The organism is Streptomyces sp. NPDC053076 (assembly GCF_044546845.1).
Classification (GTDB): domain Bacteria; phylum Actinomycetota; class Actinomycetes; order Streptomycetales; family Streptomycetaceae; genus Streptomyces.
On the sequence record NZ_JBITZL010000003.1, the window covers coordinates 483,987 to 498,327 of the forward strand.

Sequence of the window (14,341 nt, forward strand, 5' to 3'; positions counted from 1 at the left end):
TGCCGGGCCCTTGTGGGCCGTTGTCAGCCGCGTGGGCTGCTGATCCGTTCGGGCTGGATCACATAGATCACTCTGACCTGCTCGCGGCCGCCGAACCATGGGTAGGGCCCGCCGAGATATTTCCTGGCGAGCGCCTCGATGTGGTCGACCGCCCCCTCGGTGGTCACGCGCACCACACGCCCGCGGATCTGGACGTACGACGCCGGTTCCGCAGGGTCGGACACGGCGACAGCGACCCGCGGGTCGCGCGCGATGTTCCGGGTCTTCTGATGAGACTCGACGCTGTTGATCAAGACGTGCTCACCGTCGGTGTCGACCCACGTCTGAGTGAGCTGCGGCGAGCCGTCGGGCATGGTGGTGGCGAGGTAGCAGGTGCTGGGGCGACGCAGCAAAGCGACCACGTCATCGCCAAGGGGGACAGGCACGGGGGGCTCCGGGGGGGGTCGATGGGGCCGGAGGGGGCAGGAAATGTTCCCGCCCGGCAGTGGCACGAGCCCGCCCAGGAGGGTGGGGCTCAGGATGCGTGAGAGCCCGTCCAGGGTCAACGGCAGAAGGGTCTTTCTTTTCGACTGGCGGAAGCGTAAGTTCCGACTACCCCGCGTCGGCGCCTTCCGAGACGCCGGGGCCCGCCCGTCCCGGGGCGGCGGGCCACGCGGGGGCCAGAATCTCCGCTCACAACCGAACATGCATGCCGGTGACTGCGCCGCGACAGTCGCCGGGCTCACGCCGCCGACGAGGACGTCGCCAGGTTCCGTGACTCCTGCCTCAGGTGCCGGCTTTACGGGCGGAACGGCACGCGTCCGGTAGAGGCGGAATGGCGTGCGTCCGGAAGACTGTCGAGGTCTGACGATCTGGAAGCGCGGTCTCGTCGTCGACCGTCAGTCAGCCCGCGTCCAGGCTGAGTCCGGTCCCGCCCCCATGTCTTGACCGCCTCTGCCTGATCCGCCCCCGTAGACCGCACACCGCACACCTCCAGCAAAGGCCCTAACCGGCATTCGGCCGGGCGAGCGCGAGCCGCCAGTCGTTGGACTGGATGACATTTCCCGGGGGGTATTCGAACTCGCACACCCCCAGCAGTTCGAAGCCTGCCTTCCGGCACACCGCGTTGGACGAGGCGTGGTGCACGGAGGGGAACGCGTGCAGCCACGGGCGCGAGCCGTCCCGACCGGCCCGTTCAGCGCACAGACGCACGGCATCGACCGCGAAGCCCCGGCCCTGGTGCTCGGGAAGGATGCCGTAGCCCGTCTCGTAGACCAGCTGGCCGCCCCACTCCCGCGGCCAGTACCCGACCGAGCCAACCACCTGGTCATCCAGCACGACCAGGAACATCTGCCCGTCGGCGAGAGTGAGATAGCGCTCGTGACGGCGCCGGAGCTGCTCGGCGGTCTCCGGGCCGCCGAGGTGTTCGGTCATCTCGAGGGTGTTCTGCCGCTGGAGCAGGTCCAGCCCTTGACCGGACCACTGCGCGAGGCTGAGAGACGTCATGTGCCAAAGGTAGTGCGCAGGTCTGACAGCCAAGTGGCTACGCCCGAAACCCATCGCGGCTGGCACCGGTGCGGCGAAACCCGGTGTCCTGCCCCAAGGGCATGCCGTCGGGCCGGTAGCAGCGGTCGCCGCACCCCTCCCGTTCGGCCTCGCCCGACGCCGTGTCGGCGTTCACGCGCGGCCCGTTCACGCGCGGCCCGTTCACGCGCGGTCCGCTCCCGCGCGCAGGCCGTCCATGACGAGGTCCAGGAGCCGGGCGGCGCGCGGCCGCCAGTCCAGGTCGGGCTCGAGCTGCCAGAGGCCCGCGATGGCGAGGAGGAAGTCGTCCCCGGTGATCCCGGGCCGAATGGTGCCGGCCTCCACGTTCGCGCGGAGCAGGAGCTCGGCCGCGGCGGCCACCGGCGTCGGGGGTGGCTTCGCCGGGCCGCCCGGTGCGCCGGTGACCTGGCGGATCGCGGCGGCCAGTCCGGCCTTGGTCATGGCGAACTCGGCGAGCCGGTCCATCCAGGCGCGCAGGGCCTCATCGGGTGCCCGGGTCTCGATCAGATGGGTCGCGCTGTCCGCCACCTGCCGCATCTCGTGGCGGTAGATCTCGAGTACGAGTGATTCGCGGTTGGGGAAGTTACGGTAGAAGGTGCCCTGCCCGACGCCGGCCTTCCTGGCGATCACGCTGAGCGGGGCGTTCGCGCAACGCGACAGTTCGGCGAGCGCCACCTCCAGGATGCGCTCGCGGTTGCGCTGCGCGTCCGAGCGCCGTGGTGAGTCCTGCTGCTGCGGCACTCGTCCTCCTCGATCAAGGGCTCGTGACCGAACCCCACCCTTGCTAACCGGACAACTGTCCGCTACGTTGGCAGGTAGCGGACAGTTGTCCGCTTACTTTCACCATAGCCACGAATGCGGCCCTGCGGCAGTCACCAGCTGTCCCTGTTCGAGCCCAGCATCCCGCACCTTTGCTTCGCCCACGCGGCACAGGTCGTACGGCCACTCTCCGCGCCGCGCGGTACCCAGCTTCCTTACTGTCCTGGTAACGCGAAAGAAGCAGCTCATGGCCTCACCGACGTCCAGTGTCATCACCTTGAGGATCAACGGGGAGAAGTACACGCTGCCCGTCGACCACCGCACCACCCTGCTTGACGCACTGCGCGAACGCCTCGATCTCACCGGCAGTAAAAAGGGCTGTGATCAGGGCCAATGCGGAGCCTGTACCGTGCTGCTGGACGGCCGCCGGTCCGTCGCGTGCCTCCAGCTCGCGGTGGCGGCCGAGGGCCGTGAGATCACCACCATCGAAGGTGTGGCAGACGGTGAACGCCTGCACCCCGTGCAGCAGGCATTCCTCGATCTGGACGGCTTCCAGTGCGGCTACTGCACCCCAGGACAGATCTGCTCGGCGATCGGGGTGATCGAGGAGCACGCGGCGGGCTGGCCGAGCGCCGCCACCGAGGACATCCGTCCCGAAGCCGGAGCACCGTCGCTGACCGCCGACGAGATCCGCGAGCGGATGAGCGGCAACCTCTGCCGCTGCGGCGCGTACGTCTCGATCGTCGAAGCGGTGGCCCGCGCGGCCGAGACCGTGCAGAACGAGGAACGTGTGCATTCCGCGGCGGTTGCGAAGGAGGCCGTGGCATGAGGGAGTTCGGTTATCAGCGGGCGTCCGACGTCGCAGGCGCCGTCGCGCTGCTCGGCGCCGAGCCGGACACCCGGTTCCTCGGTGGCGGCACCAACCTCGTCGACCTGATGAAAGCCGGTGTCGAACGACCCGCCCGGCTCATCGACATCCGCGAACTCCCGCTCGACGACATCGAGTCGACGCCCGACGGGGGCCTGCGAATCGGTGCCACCGTCACCAACGGCGACCTGGCCGCCCACCCCGAGGTCCGGCGCCGCTACCCGGCGCTGGCGCAGGCGGTGCTGGCCGGTGCGTCGGGACAGCTGCGCAACATGGCCACGGTCGGCGGGAACCTGTTGCAGCGCACCCGCTGCGGCTACTTCACCGACGTCACCAAACCCTGCAACAAGCGCGTGCCGGGCAGCGGTTGCCCCGCCATCGAAGGTGAGCACCACAACCACGCGATCCTGGGCGCGTCCGAGCACTGTGTGGCCGTCCACCCCTCGGACATGGCCGTGGCCCTCACCGCCTTCGACGCCGTCGTCCACTTCGAAGCGGGTGACGGCCCCGGGAAGTCGGCGCTCGCCGACTTCTACCTCCCTGTCGGGGACACCCCGCACCGCGAGACCGCACTGCCGCCGGGCGCGCTGATCACCGGCATCACGCTGCCGCCCACCCCGGCCGCGGTCAACTCCCGCTACCGCAAGGTGCGCGAGCGTGCCTCGTACGCGTTCGCCATCGGATCGGTCGCCGCCGCGCTCGAGGTACGTGACGGCGTGGTCCGCGACGCGCGCCTGGCCCTCGGCGCCGTCGCCTCCCGACCGTGGCGGGCCGTCGCCGCCGAGCGTGTCCTGGCCGGTGCGCCGGCCGACCCCGGGACCTTCGCCGCCGCGGCCGACGCCGAGCTGGCGACGGCCCGGCCGCTGCCGCACAACGGATACAAGGTGGACCTCATCCGCAACCTCGTGGTGGCCGTCCTGACCGAACTCGCTGAGGAGGCCGCACGATGACCGCCTTCACCACCGAAACACCCACCCAGGCGCCCTCCGTCGGCACCGCCCACACCCGCGTCGAGGGCCGGGAGAAGGTCACCGGAGCAGCCCGCTACGCGGGCGAGGTGCCGTTCGCCGAGCTGGCCCACGGCTGGCTGGTGCTGTCCACGGTCGCGCGCGGCCGCATCCGCTCCCTCGACACCGACCCGGTCCTCGCCATGCCCGGTGTCCTGGCCGTCCTGGACCACCGCAACGCCCCACGCCTCGAGACCGACTACACCGGCCTGATGGGCATGCGCCCGGACCCGACCTGCGCCGTCTTCCAGCACGACCGGGTGCCGCACCTGGGCTGGCCGGTGGCGCTGGTCGTCGCCGAGACCTCCGAGCAGGCCAGAGAGGCCGCCGAAGCCCTCGTGGTGCACTACGAACAAGAGCCCCACGACGTCGACTTCATCGGCGAACACCCGGACGCCTACCCGGTGGACGGCCATATGCCGGCGGTCACGCAGAAGGGCGACCTCGAAGCCGAACTCGCCGCCTCGGCCGTCGTCGTGGACGCCGAATACACCACCCCCGAAGAACACCACAACCCGATGGAACCCCATGCGGCGACCGCCCGCTGGGACGCCGGCCGGCTCGAAGTGATCGACTCCAACCAGGGCGCCACCTGGGTCGTCGGCGAACTCGCGAACCTCTTCTCGCTCGACCCGGCCTCGGTGCGCGTACGTTCCGAACACGTCGGCGGCGGCTTCGGCAGCAAGGGCGTCCGCGCCCACCAGGTGGCCGCCGTCATGGCCGCGACCGTCCTCCAGCGCCCCGTACGAGTAGTCCTGACCCGACGACAGATGTTCTCCCTGGCCGGCTACCGCAGCCCCACCACCCAGCGCGTCAGGCTCGGTGCCGAAACCGACGGACGCCTGCGCGCCCTGGAGCACCGCGCCGTCAGCCTCACCTCCACGGTGTACGAGTACGTCGAACCGAGCGCGGGGGTGGCCCGGGTGATGTACGACGCCGACGCCCACCACACCGCCAACCGCGTCGTACGGCTCGACGTGCCGTCCCCGACGTTCATGCGCGCCCCGGGTGAGGCGCCGGGCTCGTTCGCGCTGGAGGCCGCGCTCGACGAACTCGCCGAGAAGTGCGGGATCGACCCGATCGAGCTGCGCCTGCGCAACGAACCCGACAAGGGGCCGGTGTCCGGTCTGCCGTTCACCGGGCGCAACCTGGCCGCCTGCTTCCGGGAGGGGGCCCGCAGGTTCGGCTGGGAAGGCCGGGATCCGCGCCCCGGACGGCGGCGGGACGGCCGCTGGCTGCTCGGCACGGGTACGGCAGCGGCCTCCTTCCCCTCCGGCGCCGCACCGTCCACCGCGACGGCGACCGCGCACCCGGACGGCACCTTCACCGTCCGGATCTCCGCGGCCGACATCGGCACCGGGGCCCGTACGGCACTCACCCTGGTCGCCGCGGACGCCCTCCAGGTGCCCCCGGAGCGCGTCCGGGTGCGCATCGGCGACAGCGACTTCGGCCCGGCGATGATCGCCGGCGGCTCCATGGGCACCCGCTCCTGGTCCTGGGCGATCACGGCCGCGGCCGGCGAACTGCGTGAACGGGTGGCCCTCGGTGCCGACATACCGCCGGAGGGCATCACGGTACGGTCCGACACGACCGCGGCCATCGGCGCTCTCGCCCCCGCCGAACGCCACTCGTTCGGTGCGCAGTTCGCCGAGGTCGCCGTGGACGTCACCACCGGCGAGGTGCGCGTGCGGCGCATGCTCGGCATCTTCGCCGCGGGCCGGATCGTCAACCCGCTCACCGCCCGCAACCAGCTCCTGGGCGGCATGATCTGGGGCATCTCCATGGCCCTGCACGAGGAGGCCGTGCGGGACCGGGCCTCGGGCGGCCATGTCGGCGCCGACCTCGCCGGCTACCACGTGGCGACGCACGCCGACGTACCCCGCATCGAGACCGACTGGATCGACGACCCGGATCCGAACGACCCGGTCGGGATCAAGGGCATCGGAGAGATCGGCATCGTGGGCGCCGCGGCGGCCGTCGCCAACGCGGTGTGGCACGCGACCGGCGTACGCCACCGCAACCTGCCCATCCGACCGGATCGCGTCCTGTCCGCCTCCGCGGAGGCACCGGATGCTTGACCTGGCCGAAGAGCTGAACCGCTGGACCGAGGAGGGCCGGGAGTTCGCCGTCGCCACCGTGGTGGCGGTGGGTGGCAGTGCGCCACGCGGTCCCGGCGCCGCCCTCGCCGTCGACAGCGCGGGCACCGTCATCGGCTCGGTCTCCGGCGGGTGCGTGGAGGGCGCGGTCTACGACCTGTGCCGACAGGTCCTCCAGACGGGCGAGAGCGTCGTCGAACGGTTCGGCTACAGCGACGACGACGCCTTCGCCGTAGGACTGACCTGCGGCGGGACGATCGACATGCTGATCACGCCGGTGGGCGTGCAGGCATCCGTCCGGACGGTCCTGGCGTCGGCTCTGTCGACCGCTGCCCGCAGCGAACCGGCGGCCCTGGCCCGGGTCGCCCGGGGCCCGGCCGCCCACCTCGGCCGCGCACTGCTGGTACGGCCCGACGGCACGTACGAGGGTGATCTGGGCGGCCACCCCGACCTGGACCGGACGGCGGCGGCCGAAGCCGGGGCCCTCCTGGAGGCGGGCCGCACCGGCACAGTGGACCTCTCCGAGGACGGCACACACTGCCCCGGGGGCCTCACCCTGCTGGTCGAGTCGAACGTGCCGCCCCCTCGCCTGATCGTCTTCGGCGCGATCGACTTCGCGTCGGCACTGGTACGGGCCGGCAAGTTCCTCGGCTATCACGTGACCGTCTGCGACGCCCGCCCCGTCTTCGCCACCCGGGCCCGCTTCCCCGACGCCGACGAGGTCGTCGTCGACTGGCCGCATCGCTACCTCCGGCACACCGCGACCGACGCCCGCACGGTCCTGTGCGTGCTCACCCACGACGCGAAGTTCGACATACCCCTGTTGACGGAGGCCCTGCGCCTGCCGGTGGCGTTCGTCGGCGCGATGGGCTCACGCCGCACCCATGAGGACCGCAACCGGCGTCTGCGCGCGGAAGGCGTCACCGAGAGGGAGCTTGCGCGTCTGCACTCCCCGATCGGCCTCGACCTCGGCGCCCGGACGCCCGAGGAGACCGCCCTGTCGATCGCGGCGGAGATCGTCGCGGCCAGGCGGGGCGGGACGGGCGTGCCCCTGACCGGCTCGAGGACACCGATCCACCGGGACAGCTCAGGACGCGGCGGGGATGCGGGCCGAGAGCGCCGGCGCGGAGACCGGCTGAACGGCGCGCGCCTGCTCGCGCTGGACGCGTCGACCGCGCACGATTCCTAAGTCGCCCGGGTATGACGGGTGACGCCCACTGTCCTCACCCGCCATCGACGTCGGCGGCCGTTGTACAGGAGTGAGCGTGCGCCAACTCGACCTGTTGGTGATCGTCGTCTATCTGGTGGCGATCGCCGTGATCGGACTGCGACTGGCCGGACGGCAGACGTCGGCGAAGGACTACTTCGTCGGCGAGGGCCACATGCCATGGTGGACCGTCTCGTTCTCCGTGGTGGCCACCGAGACCAGCGTGCTCACCGTCATCAGCCTGCCGGGCGGCGCGTACAGCGGGCAGGGCTTCGGAAACGTCGAACTCGCGCTCGGCTACGTCATCGGGCGTGTCGTCGTGGCGACCGCGCTGATCCCGCTGTACAAGCGTGGCGGCTTCGTGAGCGCCTACCAGTATCTCGGCAGCAGATTCGGGCCGAAGCTGCAAGGGCTCGCCTCGGTGGCCTTCGTCTTCACCAGGCTGCTGGCCGAGGGCGTACGGCTGTTCGCCTCCGCGATCCCGATCAAGCTGCTGCTCGACGAGTTCGGTGTGCACGCGGGCTACCGCGTCATCATCATCGTGCTCACGGTGATCACCGTCGTCTACACCTACCTCGGCGGCATCAAGGCGGTCATCTGGACCGATGCCATCCAGATGGGCCTGTACCTGGGCGGTGCCCTCCTCGCGATCGGCGTTCTCGCCGGCCATGTGGGGGGCGAGGGCTTCCAACGCGCTGCGCATGCGGGCCGGTTCGAGCTCTTCGACACCGACTTCGGCCTCGCGCACATCCTCACGAGCCCGTTCGCGCTCCCCACCGCGATCATCGGCGGCGCGATCTTCGCCATGGCGAGCCACGGCTCCGACCAGCTGATCGTCCAGCGTGTCCTGGCCACCCGCTCGCTGCGCGACGGTCAGAAGGCCATGATCGCCTCCGGTGTCTTCGTCACGCTGCAGTTCGCCGCGTTCTCCCTGGTCGGCGCGCTGCTGTGGTCGTACAACCAGGGCAAGAGCTTCACCGAGCTGGGCCTGAGCAGCTCCGACAACCTCTACCCGGACTTCATCCTGCACGGGCTGCCCGTGGTGATCTCCGGCCTGCTCGTGGCGGGCATCCTCGGTGCGGCGATGGGCTCGCTGTCCTCGGCGCTGAACTCCATGTCGAACTCGACGGTCGCCGACATCATCCACAGCCTCTTCCGCAGCGCGCCCTCCGAGGAGTTCCTGCTCAAGCTGGCCCGGCTGATGACTTTGGTGTGGGCGGTGCTGATGGCGCTCTTCGCCTGTGTCTTCAGCACCAGCACCGGAAACGTGTACCTCGCCGGTCTGACCATCGCGGGGTACACCTACGGCGCGCTGCTCGGAGCGTTCCTCCTCGGACGGATCGTCCGGCGGGCGAGCGAGGCCGACGCCGTCATCGCGTTCCTGGTGACGGTCGGCGTCATGACGTACATCGTGCGCGGCGTCAAGATCGACGTCGGCGTGGCCGGCGCCACCGTGCCCACCGCGATCGCCGCGCAGTGGCTCGTCCCCATCGGCGTGGTGATCACGCTGACCGTGGGCGGTGCGGCCAGCCTCTTCCACCGGGCACCCGCCAGCGTGCCGGCCCTGGCGGGCGACGCCGGGTCCGGCCCCGAGCCTGCCGCGGCAGCCGTCGCCCCGGAGTGACACGGCAGGCGTCCGCCGCGGCGCGGCACCTTCGCGGGCCCGCTCAGACAGTCCCTTACCGCAACGGGGTTCCAGGCAGCGACGGTCGCGTACGGCGACGGTTCCGGTACGGCGACGCGCCAGTGCGACGACGGTCGCGTACGACGACGGTTCCGTGCAGCGAGGGTTCCCTGCAACGACACTCGCGCACCACGACGGTCCCGTACCACGCCGTCCTTCGGAAAGCGACGGCCTCGGGAGGAGCCATGCAACAACCACAGCCACAGCCACAGCCGCAGCCACAGTCGCAGCCGTTGCAACAGCAACCGCAACAGCCGCTGCAACAGCAACAGCCGGAGCCGCAGTCACCGCGACAGCCGGAGTCGCTGCCACCGCGACAGCCGGAGCCGCAGTCACCGCCACAGCAACAGTCAGAGCCGCAGCCGACCACTCTGCCCGCCGGGCGGAGCCCGTCCCAGGAGGCGCCGTGCGTGTGATCGGCCTGATGTCGGGCACCTCGTTCGACGCCATCGAGGCCGCCGCGGCGGACCTCGTCCTGGACGGCGACAGCCTGCTCCTACGGCCCCTCGGACACCTCTCCGCCCCCTACCCGGAGGAGGTACGCGACCTGATCGCCGCCACCTTGCCGCCGGCCGTCACGACCACACAGGCCGTCTGTGCCCTGGACACCGGCGTCGGCCAGGCGTTCGCCGACGCCGCAGCGCGCGCTCTGCGGGAACTGTGCGACGGAACCGCCGACCTCGTGGTCTCGCACGGCCAGACGATGCACCACTGGGTCGAGAACGGAACGGTCCGCGGCACCCTCCAGCTCGGCCAGCCCGCCTGGATCGCCGAGGCGACCGGGCTCCCGGTCGTCTCCGACCTGCGCAGCCGGGACGTCGCCGCAGGCGGCCAGGGTGCGCCGCTGGTCGCCATGACCGACGCCTTGCTGTTGTCCGCCCGGCCCGGCACTCCCGCCGCGCTCAACCTCGGCGGCATCGCCAACGTCACGGTCCTCGCGCCCGGCGCTGAGCCGCTGGCCTTCGACACCGGTCCGGCCAACGCGTTGCTGGACGCGGCCGTACGGCACTTCACCGGCGGCGCCGCCGCCTACGACGAGGACGGACGCAGGGCCGCCGCGGGCCGGGTCAGCCCCGAACTGCTACGGGTCCTCCTGGATGACGCCTACTATCGCAGGCCCGCCCCGAAGACCACGGGAAAGGAACGCTTCCATCTGCCCTACCTGCGGCGGGCCCTCGACGCCGTGCCCGTGCCGGCCGCGGACGACGTCCTGGCCACGCTGACCCGGCTGACCGCCGTCACCGTGGCGGACGCCTGTCGCGCCCACGGCGTCACCGAGCTCATCGTCTCCGGCGGCGGCACCCGCAACCCGGTGCTGATGCGCACGATCACCGAGGAACTGCCCGGTGTGCCACTGCGCCTCAGCGACGCCCTGGGCCTGCCGTCGGATGCCAAGGAGGCGCTGGCCTTCGCCGTCCTGGGCTTCCTCACCGCCCACGGCCTGCCCGGCGCTCTCCCCTCGGGCACGGGCGCCCGCCGGGCCGCGCTGCTCGGCAGCATCACCCCCGGCCTGTCGCCGCTGCGGCTGCCGGAGCCTGCCGCACAGCCGCCGCGCCTGCTGCGGGTCACCTACTGACGCGCGGCGGCAAACCTCAGACCAGTTCGGGTTGCGGTTCCGTTCGCTGCGCGGGTACGGCTTTCGGTTCCCACAGTTCGGTGGTGCGCACGTAGCCGTAGATGACCGAGACCATCGCCAGAATCAGAAGTGGCCCGGGCACCCATGAATGTGTGGCCATCTGCATCGGCAGAAAACGATAGGACACCAGAAGTGTGACGAAGACCGTTGCCCCGTATGCGACCAGCTTCATTCCTGTCCGGTCCCAGCCGCGGTCGAGCGAGCGCAGCGCTGCCTCGATGGTCACCGTGAACACCACGCCGGCCACGAGATCCACGCCATAGTGGTAGCCGAACCCCAGCGTCGCGCCGAGTGTGGCAATGAGCCAGAACGTGCCCGCGTATCGCAGAATGCGCGGGCCCTTGCGGGAATGAATGAAGATCGCGGTGGCCCACGCGGTGTGCAGGCTGGGCATGCAGTTGCGGGGGGTGATCTCGTCGTACGGCATCTCGTGCGGGGTGATGACCGGTGGCGGCGTGTGGGGCCACAGGTCGGCCATCGCCCAGTGCTCGCCACCGGTGCCGAACGCGCCGGTGCCGTAGGCGAAGACCGGACCGACCACCGGGAAGATCATGTAGATGCCCGGCCCGAGGAGGCCGATGACCAGGAAGGTGCGCACCAGATGGTGGCGCGGGAAGCGGCGTTCGACGGCCACGTTCCGCAGCTGGTACAGGGCGACGACGACCGCGGCCACCGCGAGCTGGATGTAGACGTAGTCGAGAACATGGGCGCCGATCGTTCCGGTGGCCTTCACGACCCGGCCGACCAGCCACGACGGGTTGCCCAGCGCGTGATCGGCGGTCGCCACGTACTGGTCGAGCACGGTCGGTCGGGTCTTCGACGTGATGAGGAGCCAGGCATCGCCGGTCTTGCGGCCGGCCACCAGCAGCAGGCCCAGTGCGACCCCCTTCAGCAGCAGGACACGTTCCCGTCCGGTGCGGCGCGTGACGGCGATGACCGCGTAGCCCAAGATCACCCACAGGGCGCCGTTCCCGAACATCATCTTGGCGTCGATCGCCCACCGCACGAGGAAGAAGGCGATATCGATGCCGACAGCGACGGCGGTCGCGATGAACCGTTGCCGCCAGGTGAGCACCACCATCATCAACGCCATGCTGGCGTACAACAGCGGCCCCGATTTAGGAGCAAATATCAGCTCTCGCGCCTGGTTGGTCATCGGCCCCGGTACACCGTAGTGACGCGCGGCGATCTCCAGCGCGATGAGGAATCCGAGGACGGCCACGCCCGCCGCGGTCCACAGCACCGCCCGTGGCCGACGCCACACAGTGAACAAGGTGTTGAGGTCTATTCGCGAAAACACCCGCGATGCTCTCGATATCAATTTTCAGCCGATTTGTTGGTTTTTAGATGCTCGTTGTAAGTCTGAACATGTTAGCGGAGCAGGTGCGTTTCACGGATCACGGGTGGCGAAGGCCGACCAGTCGCCCTCGATGCCCCAGTTGTTCGGCGGCAGCGACCGGACGGCCAGGAGCGGCGCCGCGATGCACGGCGGCGGACAGCGGCTCCTTTAACGGCTTGCAGGCGTACTGGTTCCGCCTCTACGGTGCTGCGCATGGGTTCCCTGTGAAAGTCCCCGCGCGACCGCGTTGAGCTCGGCTCCGCCGTCGCGCGTTCTCATCCGCGCTTCCGTTCCTCCCGGGATGCCGCCGATTCGGCGTGCCCCGGGACGGCCAAGGCGTGCGCGGATGCGTCCGTCCGTGCCGATCGGTCAGGCCGAGAACAGGGGGCTTCGTGCTCACCGCACAGCTGTCTCTTCAGAACATCACCCGCCGCTACGACGACCACGTGGTGCTGGACGACGTGTCCTTCAGCATCAAACCGGGCGAGAGGGCCGGCGTCGTCGGCGACAACGGCGCCGGGAAAACCACCCTGCTGCGACTGATCGCCGGACAGGACCAGCCCGACAACGGCGAACTGACCGTGGTCGCGCGCGGTGGCCTGGGCCATCTCGCCCAGTCGTCGGAGCTGCCACCCGACGCCAGCGTCCAGGACGCGATCGACCTGGCCCTCGCCGGGCTGCGCGAACTGGAAGCACGGATGCGTCACGCCGAAGCCGGACTCGAAGGCATGGCGGGGGCGCGGCTCGCCGGCGCGCTGGACGCCTACGCCGACCTGGTCGCGCAGTACGAGGCGCGTGCCGGCTACGAGGCCGATGCCCGGGTGGACATCGCCCTGCACGGACTCGGGCTGCCGGGTCTGGCCCGGGACAGAGCCCTGGGCACGCTCTCGGGCGGTGAACGGTCACGGCTGGCACTGGCCGCGACCCTGGCGTCGCAGCCGGAGCTGTTGCTGCTGGACGAACCGACCAACGATCTCGACGACCAGGCGGTGGGCTGGCTGGAGGCACACCTGAGGGCGCACCGCGGCACCGTGCTCGCGGTCACCCATGACCGGGTGTTCCTGGAGCGGGTCGCCACCACGATCCTGGAGGTCGCCGAGGGCAAGGTGCTCCGCTACGGCGACGGCTACGACGGCTACCTCGCCGCCAAGGCCGCCGAACGACGGCGCCGTCTGCGGGAGTACGCGGACTGGTGCACGGAGCTGGCCCGCAACCGGAAGCTGGCCGGCACCAACGTGACCCGGCTCGAGGCGATCCCGCGCAAGCTGCCGTTCGCCGTGTTCGGCCACGGCGGCTTCCGGAGCCGGAGCCGTGGCCATGGCGCCATGGTTCGTATCCGCAATGCGAAGGAGCGTGTCGAACGGCTGGTGGACCATCCTGTGGCGCCGCCGCCCGAACCTCTGGTCTTCGCCGCACGAATGTCCACCGCCGACGGCTGGACGTCGCGGACAGCGGCGGAACTCACCGGAATCCGTGTCGAGGGCCGGCTGCATGTGCCGTCACTCCGCATCGGAGGCGATGAGCGGTTGCTGGTCACCGGGCCCAACGGGGCCGGCAAGACCACCCTGATGCGGGTGCTGGCGGGCGAGCTGCGGCCCGAGGAGGGGACGGTGCGCACGCGGGGCCGAGTCGGGCACTTGAAGCAGGAGGAGACATCGTGGCCGACCGGTCTGACGGTTGCGCAAGCGTTCGCCCATGGCCGTGGGGGTGACCAGGACGAGCACACCGACCGTCTCCTGGCCCTCGGCCTGTTCAGCCCCGCCGAGGTGCGGATGAAAGTGAGCGAACTGTCCTATGGGCAGCGGCGCCGGATCGAACTGGCCCGGCTGGTCAGTGAACCCGTCGACCTGCTGTTGCTGGACGAGCCCACCAACCATCTCTCCCCGGCCCTGGTCGAGGAACTGGAACAAGCCCTCGCCGACTACCGGGGCGCGGTCGTCGTCGTCACCCACGACCGCCGCTTGCGAAACCGCTTCACCGGCAGACACGTGGAACTGAACGGCCGCCCACAATCGGTGACTTCGGCGTGATCCATCCCCTTGCGGGCGCGGGGTGACGATCCGTCAGCACAAGGGGATGCGCCGAGCACGGCTCCTGCCAGGCTTCGTTGACGCGCCGTACCGCTTCGTCGTCGGTGGCGCGTCATGGTGAAGCAGCTTATCGGCGGCCCGGGTTCGCGCGTAGCCGCGGCCGGCGCGGATTGCCACCGCGGCCTCCGACG

At 70.5% G+C, this 14,341-nt stretch carries 11 protein-coding genes; 7 read left to right on the top strand and 4 right to left on the bottom strand.

Annotation, left to right across the window (positions count from 1 at the left end):
• Nucleotides 1-23: 23 nt before the first annotated feature.
• From ACIGYR_RS15495 to ACIGYR_RS15505, 3 genes are all read right to left on the bottom strand, one after another.
• Complete coding sequence (locus ACIGYR_RS15495; RefSeq protein ID WP_399599445.1) at nt 24-425, bottom strand: PPOX class F420-dependent oxidoreductase; 402 nt, start codon at nt 423-425, stop codon at nt 24-26.
• Nucleotides 426-984: 559 nt separating this feature from the next.
• Nucleotides 985-1,485, bottom strand: coding sequence for a GNAT family N-acetyltransferase (locus ACIGYR_RS15500; RefSeq protein ID WP_399599447.1), 501 nt, complete (start codon nt 1,483-1,485; stop codon nt 985-987).
• Between the two features lie 201 nt (nt 1,486-1,686).
• Nucleotides 1,687-2,265: a TetR/AcrR family transcriptional regulator gene (locus ACIGYR_RS15505; protein ID WP_399599449.1), complete on the bottom strand. Its 579-nt coding sequence runs from the start codon at nt 2,263-2,265 to the stop codon at nt 1,687-1,689.
• Between the two features lie 265 nt (nt 2,266-2,530).
• Here ACIGYR_RS15505 and ACIGYR_RS15510 point away from each other — a divergent pair, with 265 nt between their 5' ends.
• From ACIGYR_RS15510 to ACIGYR_RS15535, 6 genes are all read left to right on the top strand, one after another.
• Nucleotides 2,531-3,112, top strand: coding sequence for a (2Fe-2S)-binding protein (locus ACIGYR_RS15510; protein WP_399599451.1), 582 nt, complete (start codon nt 2,531-2,533; stop codon nt 3,110-3,112).
• On the top strand, nt 3,109-4,101 hold the full coding sequence (locus ACIGYR_RS15515) for an FAD binding domain-containing protein (protein ID WP_399599453.1): 993 nt from the start codon (nt 3,109-3,111) through the stop codon (nt 4,099-4,101). The genes ACIGYR_RS15510 and ACIGYR_RS15515 overlap by 4 nt, the downstream gene beginning before the upstream one ends.
• Nucleotides 4,098-6,236: a xanthine dehydrogenase family protein molybdopterin-binding subunit gene (locus ACIGYR_RS15520; protein WP_399599456.1), complete on the top strand. Its 2,139-nt coding sequence runs from the start codon at nt 4,098-4,100 to the stop codon at nt 6,234-6,236. Before ACIGYR_RS15515 ends, ACIGYR_RS15520 begins: the two co-directional genes overlap by 4 nt.
• Nucleotides 6,229-7,443 carry an XdhC family protein gene (locus ACIGYR_RS15525; protein ID WP_399599459.1) on the top strand — a complete coding sequence of 405 codons (1,215 nt, stop codon included), beginning with the start codon at nt 6,229-6,231 and terminating at the stop codon, nt 7,441-7,443. Before ACIGYR_RS15520 ends, ACIGYR_RS15525 begins: the two co-directional genes overlap by 8 nt.
• A gap of 76 nt (nt 7,444-7,519) precedes the next feature.
• Nucleotides 7,520-9,085, top strand: coding sequence for a sodium:solute symporter (locus ACIGYR_RS15530; protein ID WP_399599462.1), 1,566 nt, complete (start codon nt 7,520-7,522; stop codon nt 9,083-9,085).
• A 466-nt stretch (nt 9,086-9,551) separates the two neighbouring features.
• Nucleotides 9,552-10,721 (top strand): anhydro-N-acetylmuramic acid kinase, encoded by a 1,170-nt coding sequence (locus ACIGYR_RS15535; RefSeq protein ID WP_399599465.1) that lies wholly within the window; start codon nt 9,552-9,554, stop codon nt 10,719-10,721.
• Between the two features lie 16 nt (nt 10,722-10,737).
• On the opposite strand, the gene ACIGYR_RS15540 is transcribed toward ACIGYR_RS15535, so the two are convergent.
• Complete coding sequence (locus tag ACIGYR_RS15540) at nt 10,738-12,024, bottom strand: phosphatase PAP2 family protein (protein ID WP_399599468.1); 1,287 nt, start codon at nt 12,022-12,024, stop codon at nt 10,738-10,740.
• Between the two features lie 488 nt (nt 12,025-12,512).
• Between ACIGYR_RS15540 and ACIGYR_RS15545 the strand changes: the two genes are divergently transcribed.
• Complete coding sequence (locus ACIGYR_RS15545) at nt 12,513-14,150, top strand: TlrC/CarA/OleB/SrmB family ABC-F type ribosomal protection protein (protein WP_399599470.1); 1,638 nt, start codon at nt 12,513-12,515, stop codon at nt 14,148-14,150.
• Nucleotides 14,151-14,341 lie beyond the last annotated feature (191 nt).

Bases quoted from the DNA above. Each gene is read 5' to 3' on its own strand.
- ACIGYR_RS15510 (WP_399599451.1), top strand. From the start codon at position 2,531: ATGGCCTCACCGACGTCCAGTGTCATCACCTTGAGGATCAACGGGGAG.
- ACIGYR_RS15500 (WP_399599447.1), bottom strand. From the start codon at position 1,485: ATGACGTCTCTCAGCCTCGCGCAGTGGTCCGGTCAAGGGCTGGACCTG.
- ACIGYR_RS15515 (WP_399599453.1), top strand. From the start codon at position 3,109: ATGAGGGAGTTCGGTTATCAGCGGGCGTCCGACGTCGCAGGCGCCGTC.
- ACIGYR_RS15525 (WP_399599459.1), top strand. From the start codon at position 6,229: ATGCTTGACCTGGCCGAAGAGCTGAACCGCTGGACCGAGGAGGGCCGG.
- ACIGYR_RS15520 (WP_399599456.1), top strand. From the start codon at position 4,098: ATGACCGCCTTCACCACCGAAACACCCACCCAGGCGCCCTCCGTCGGC.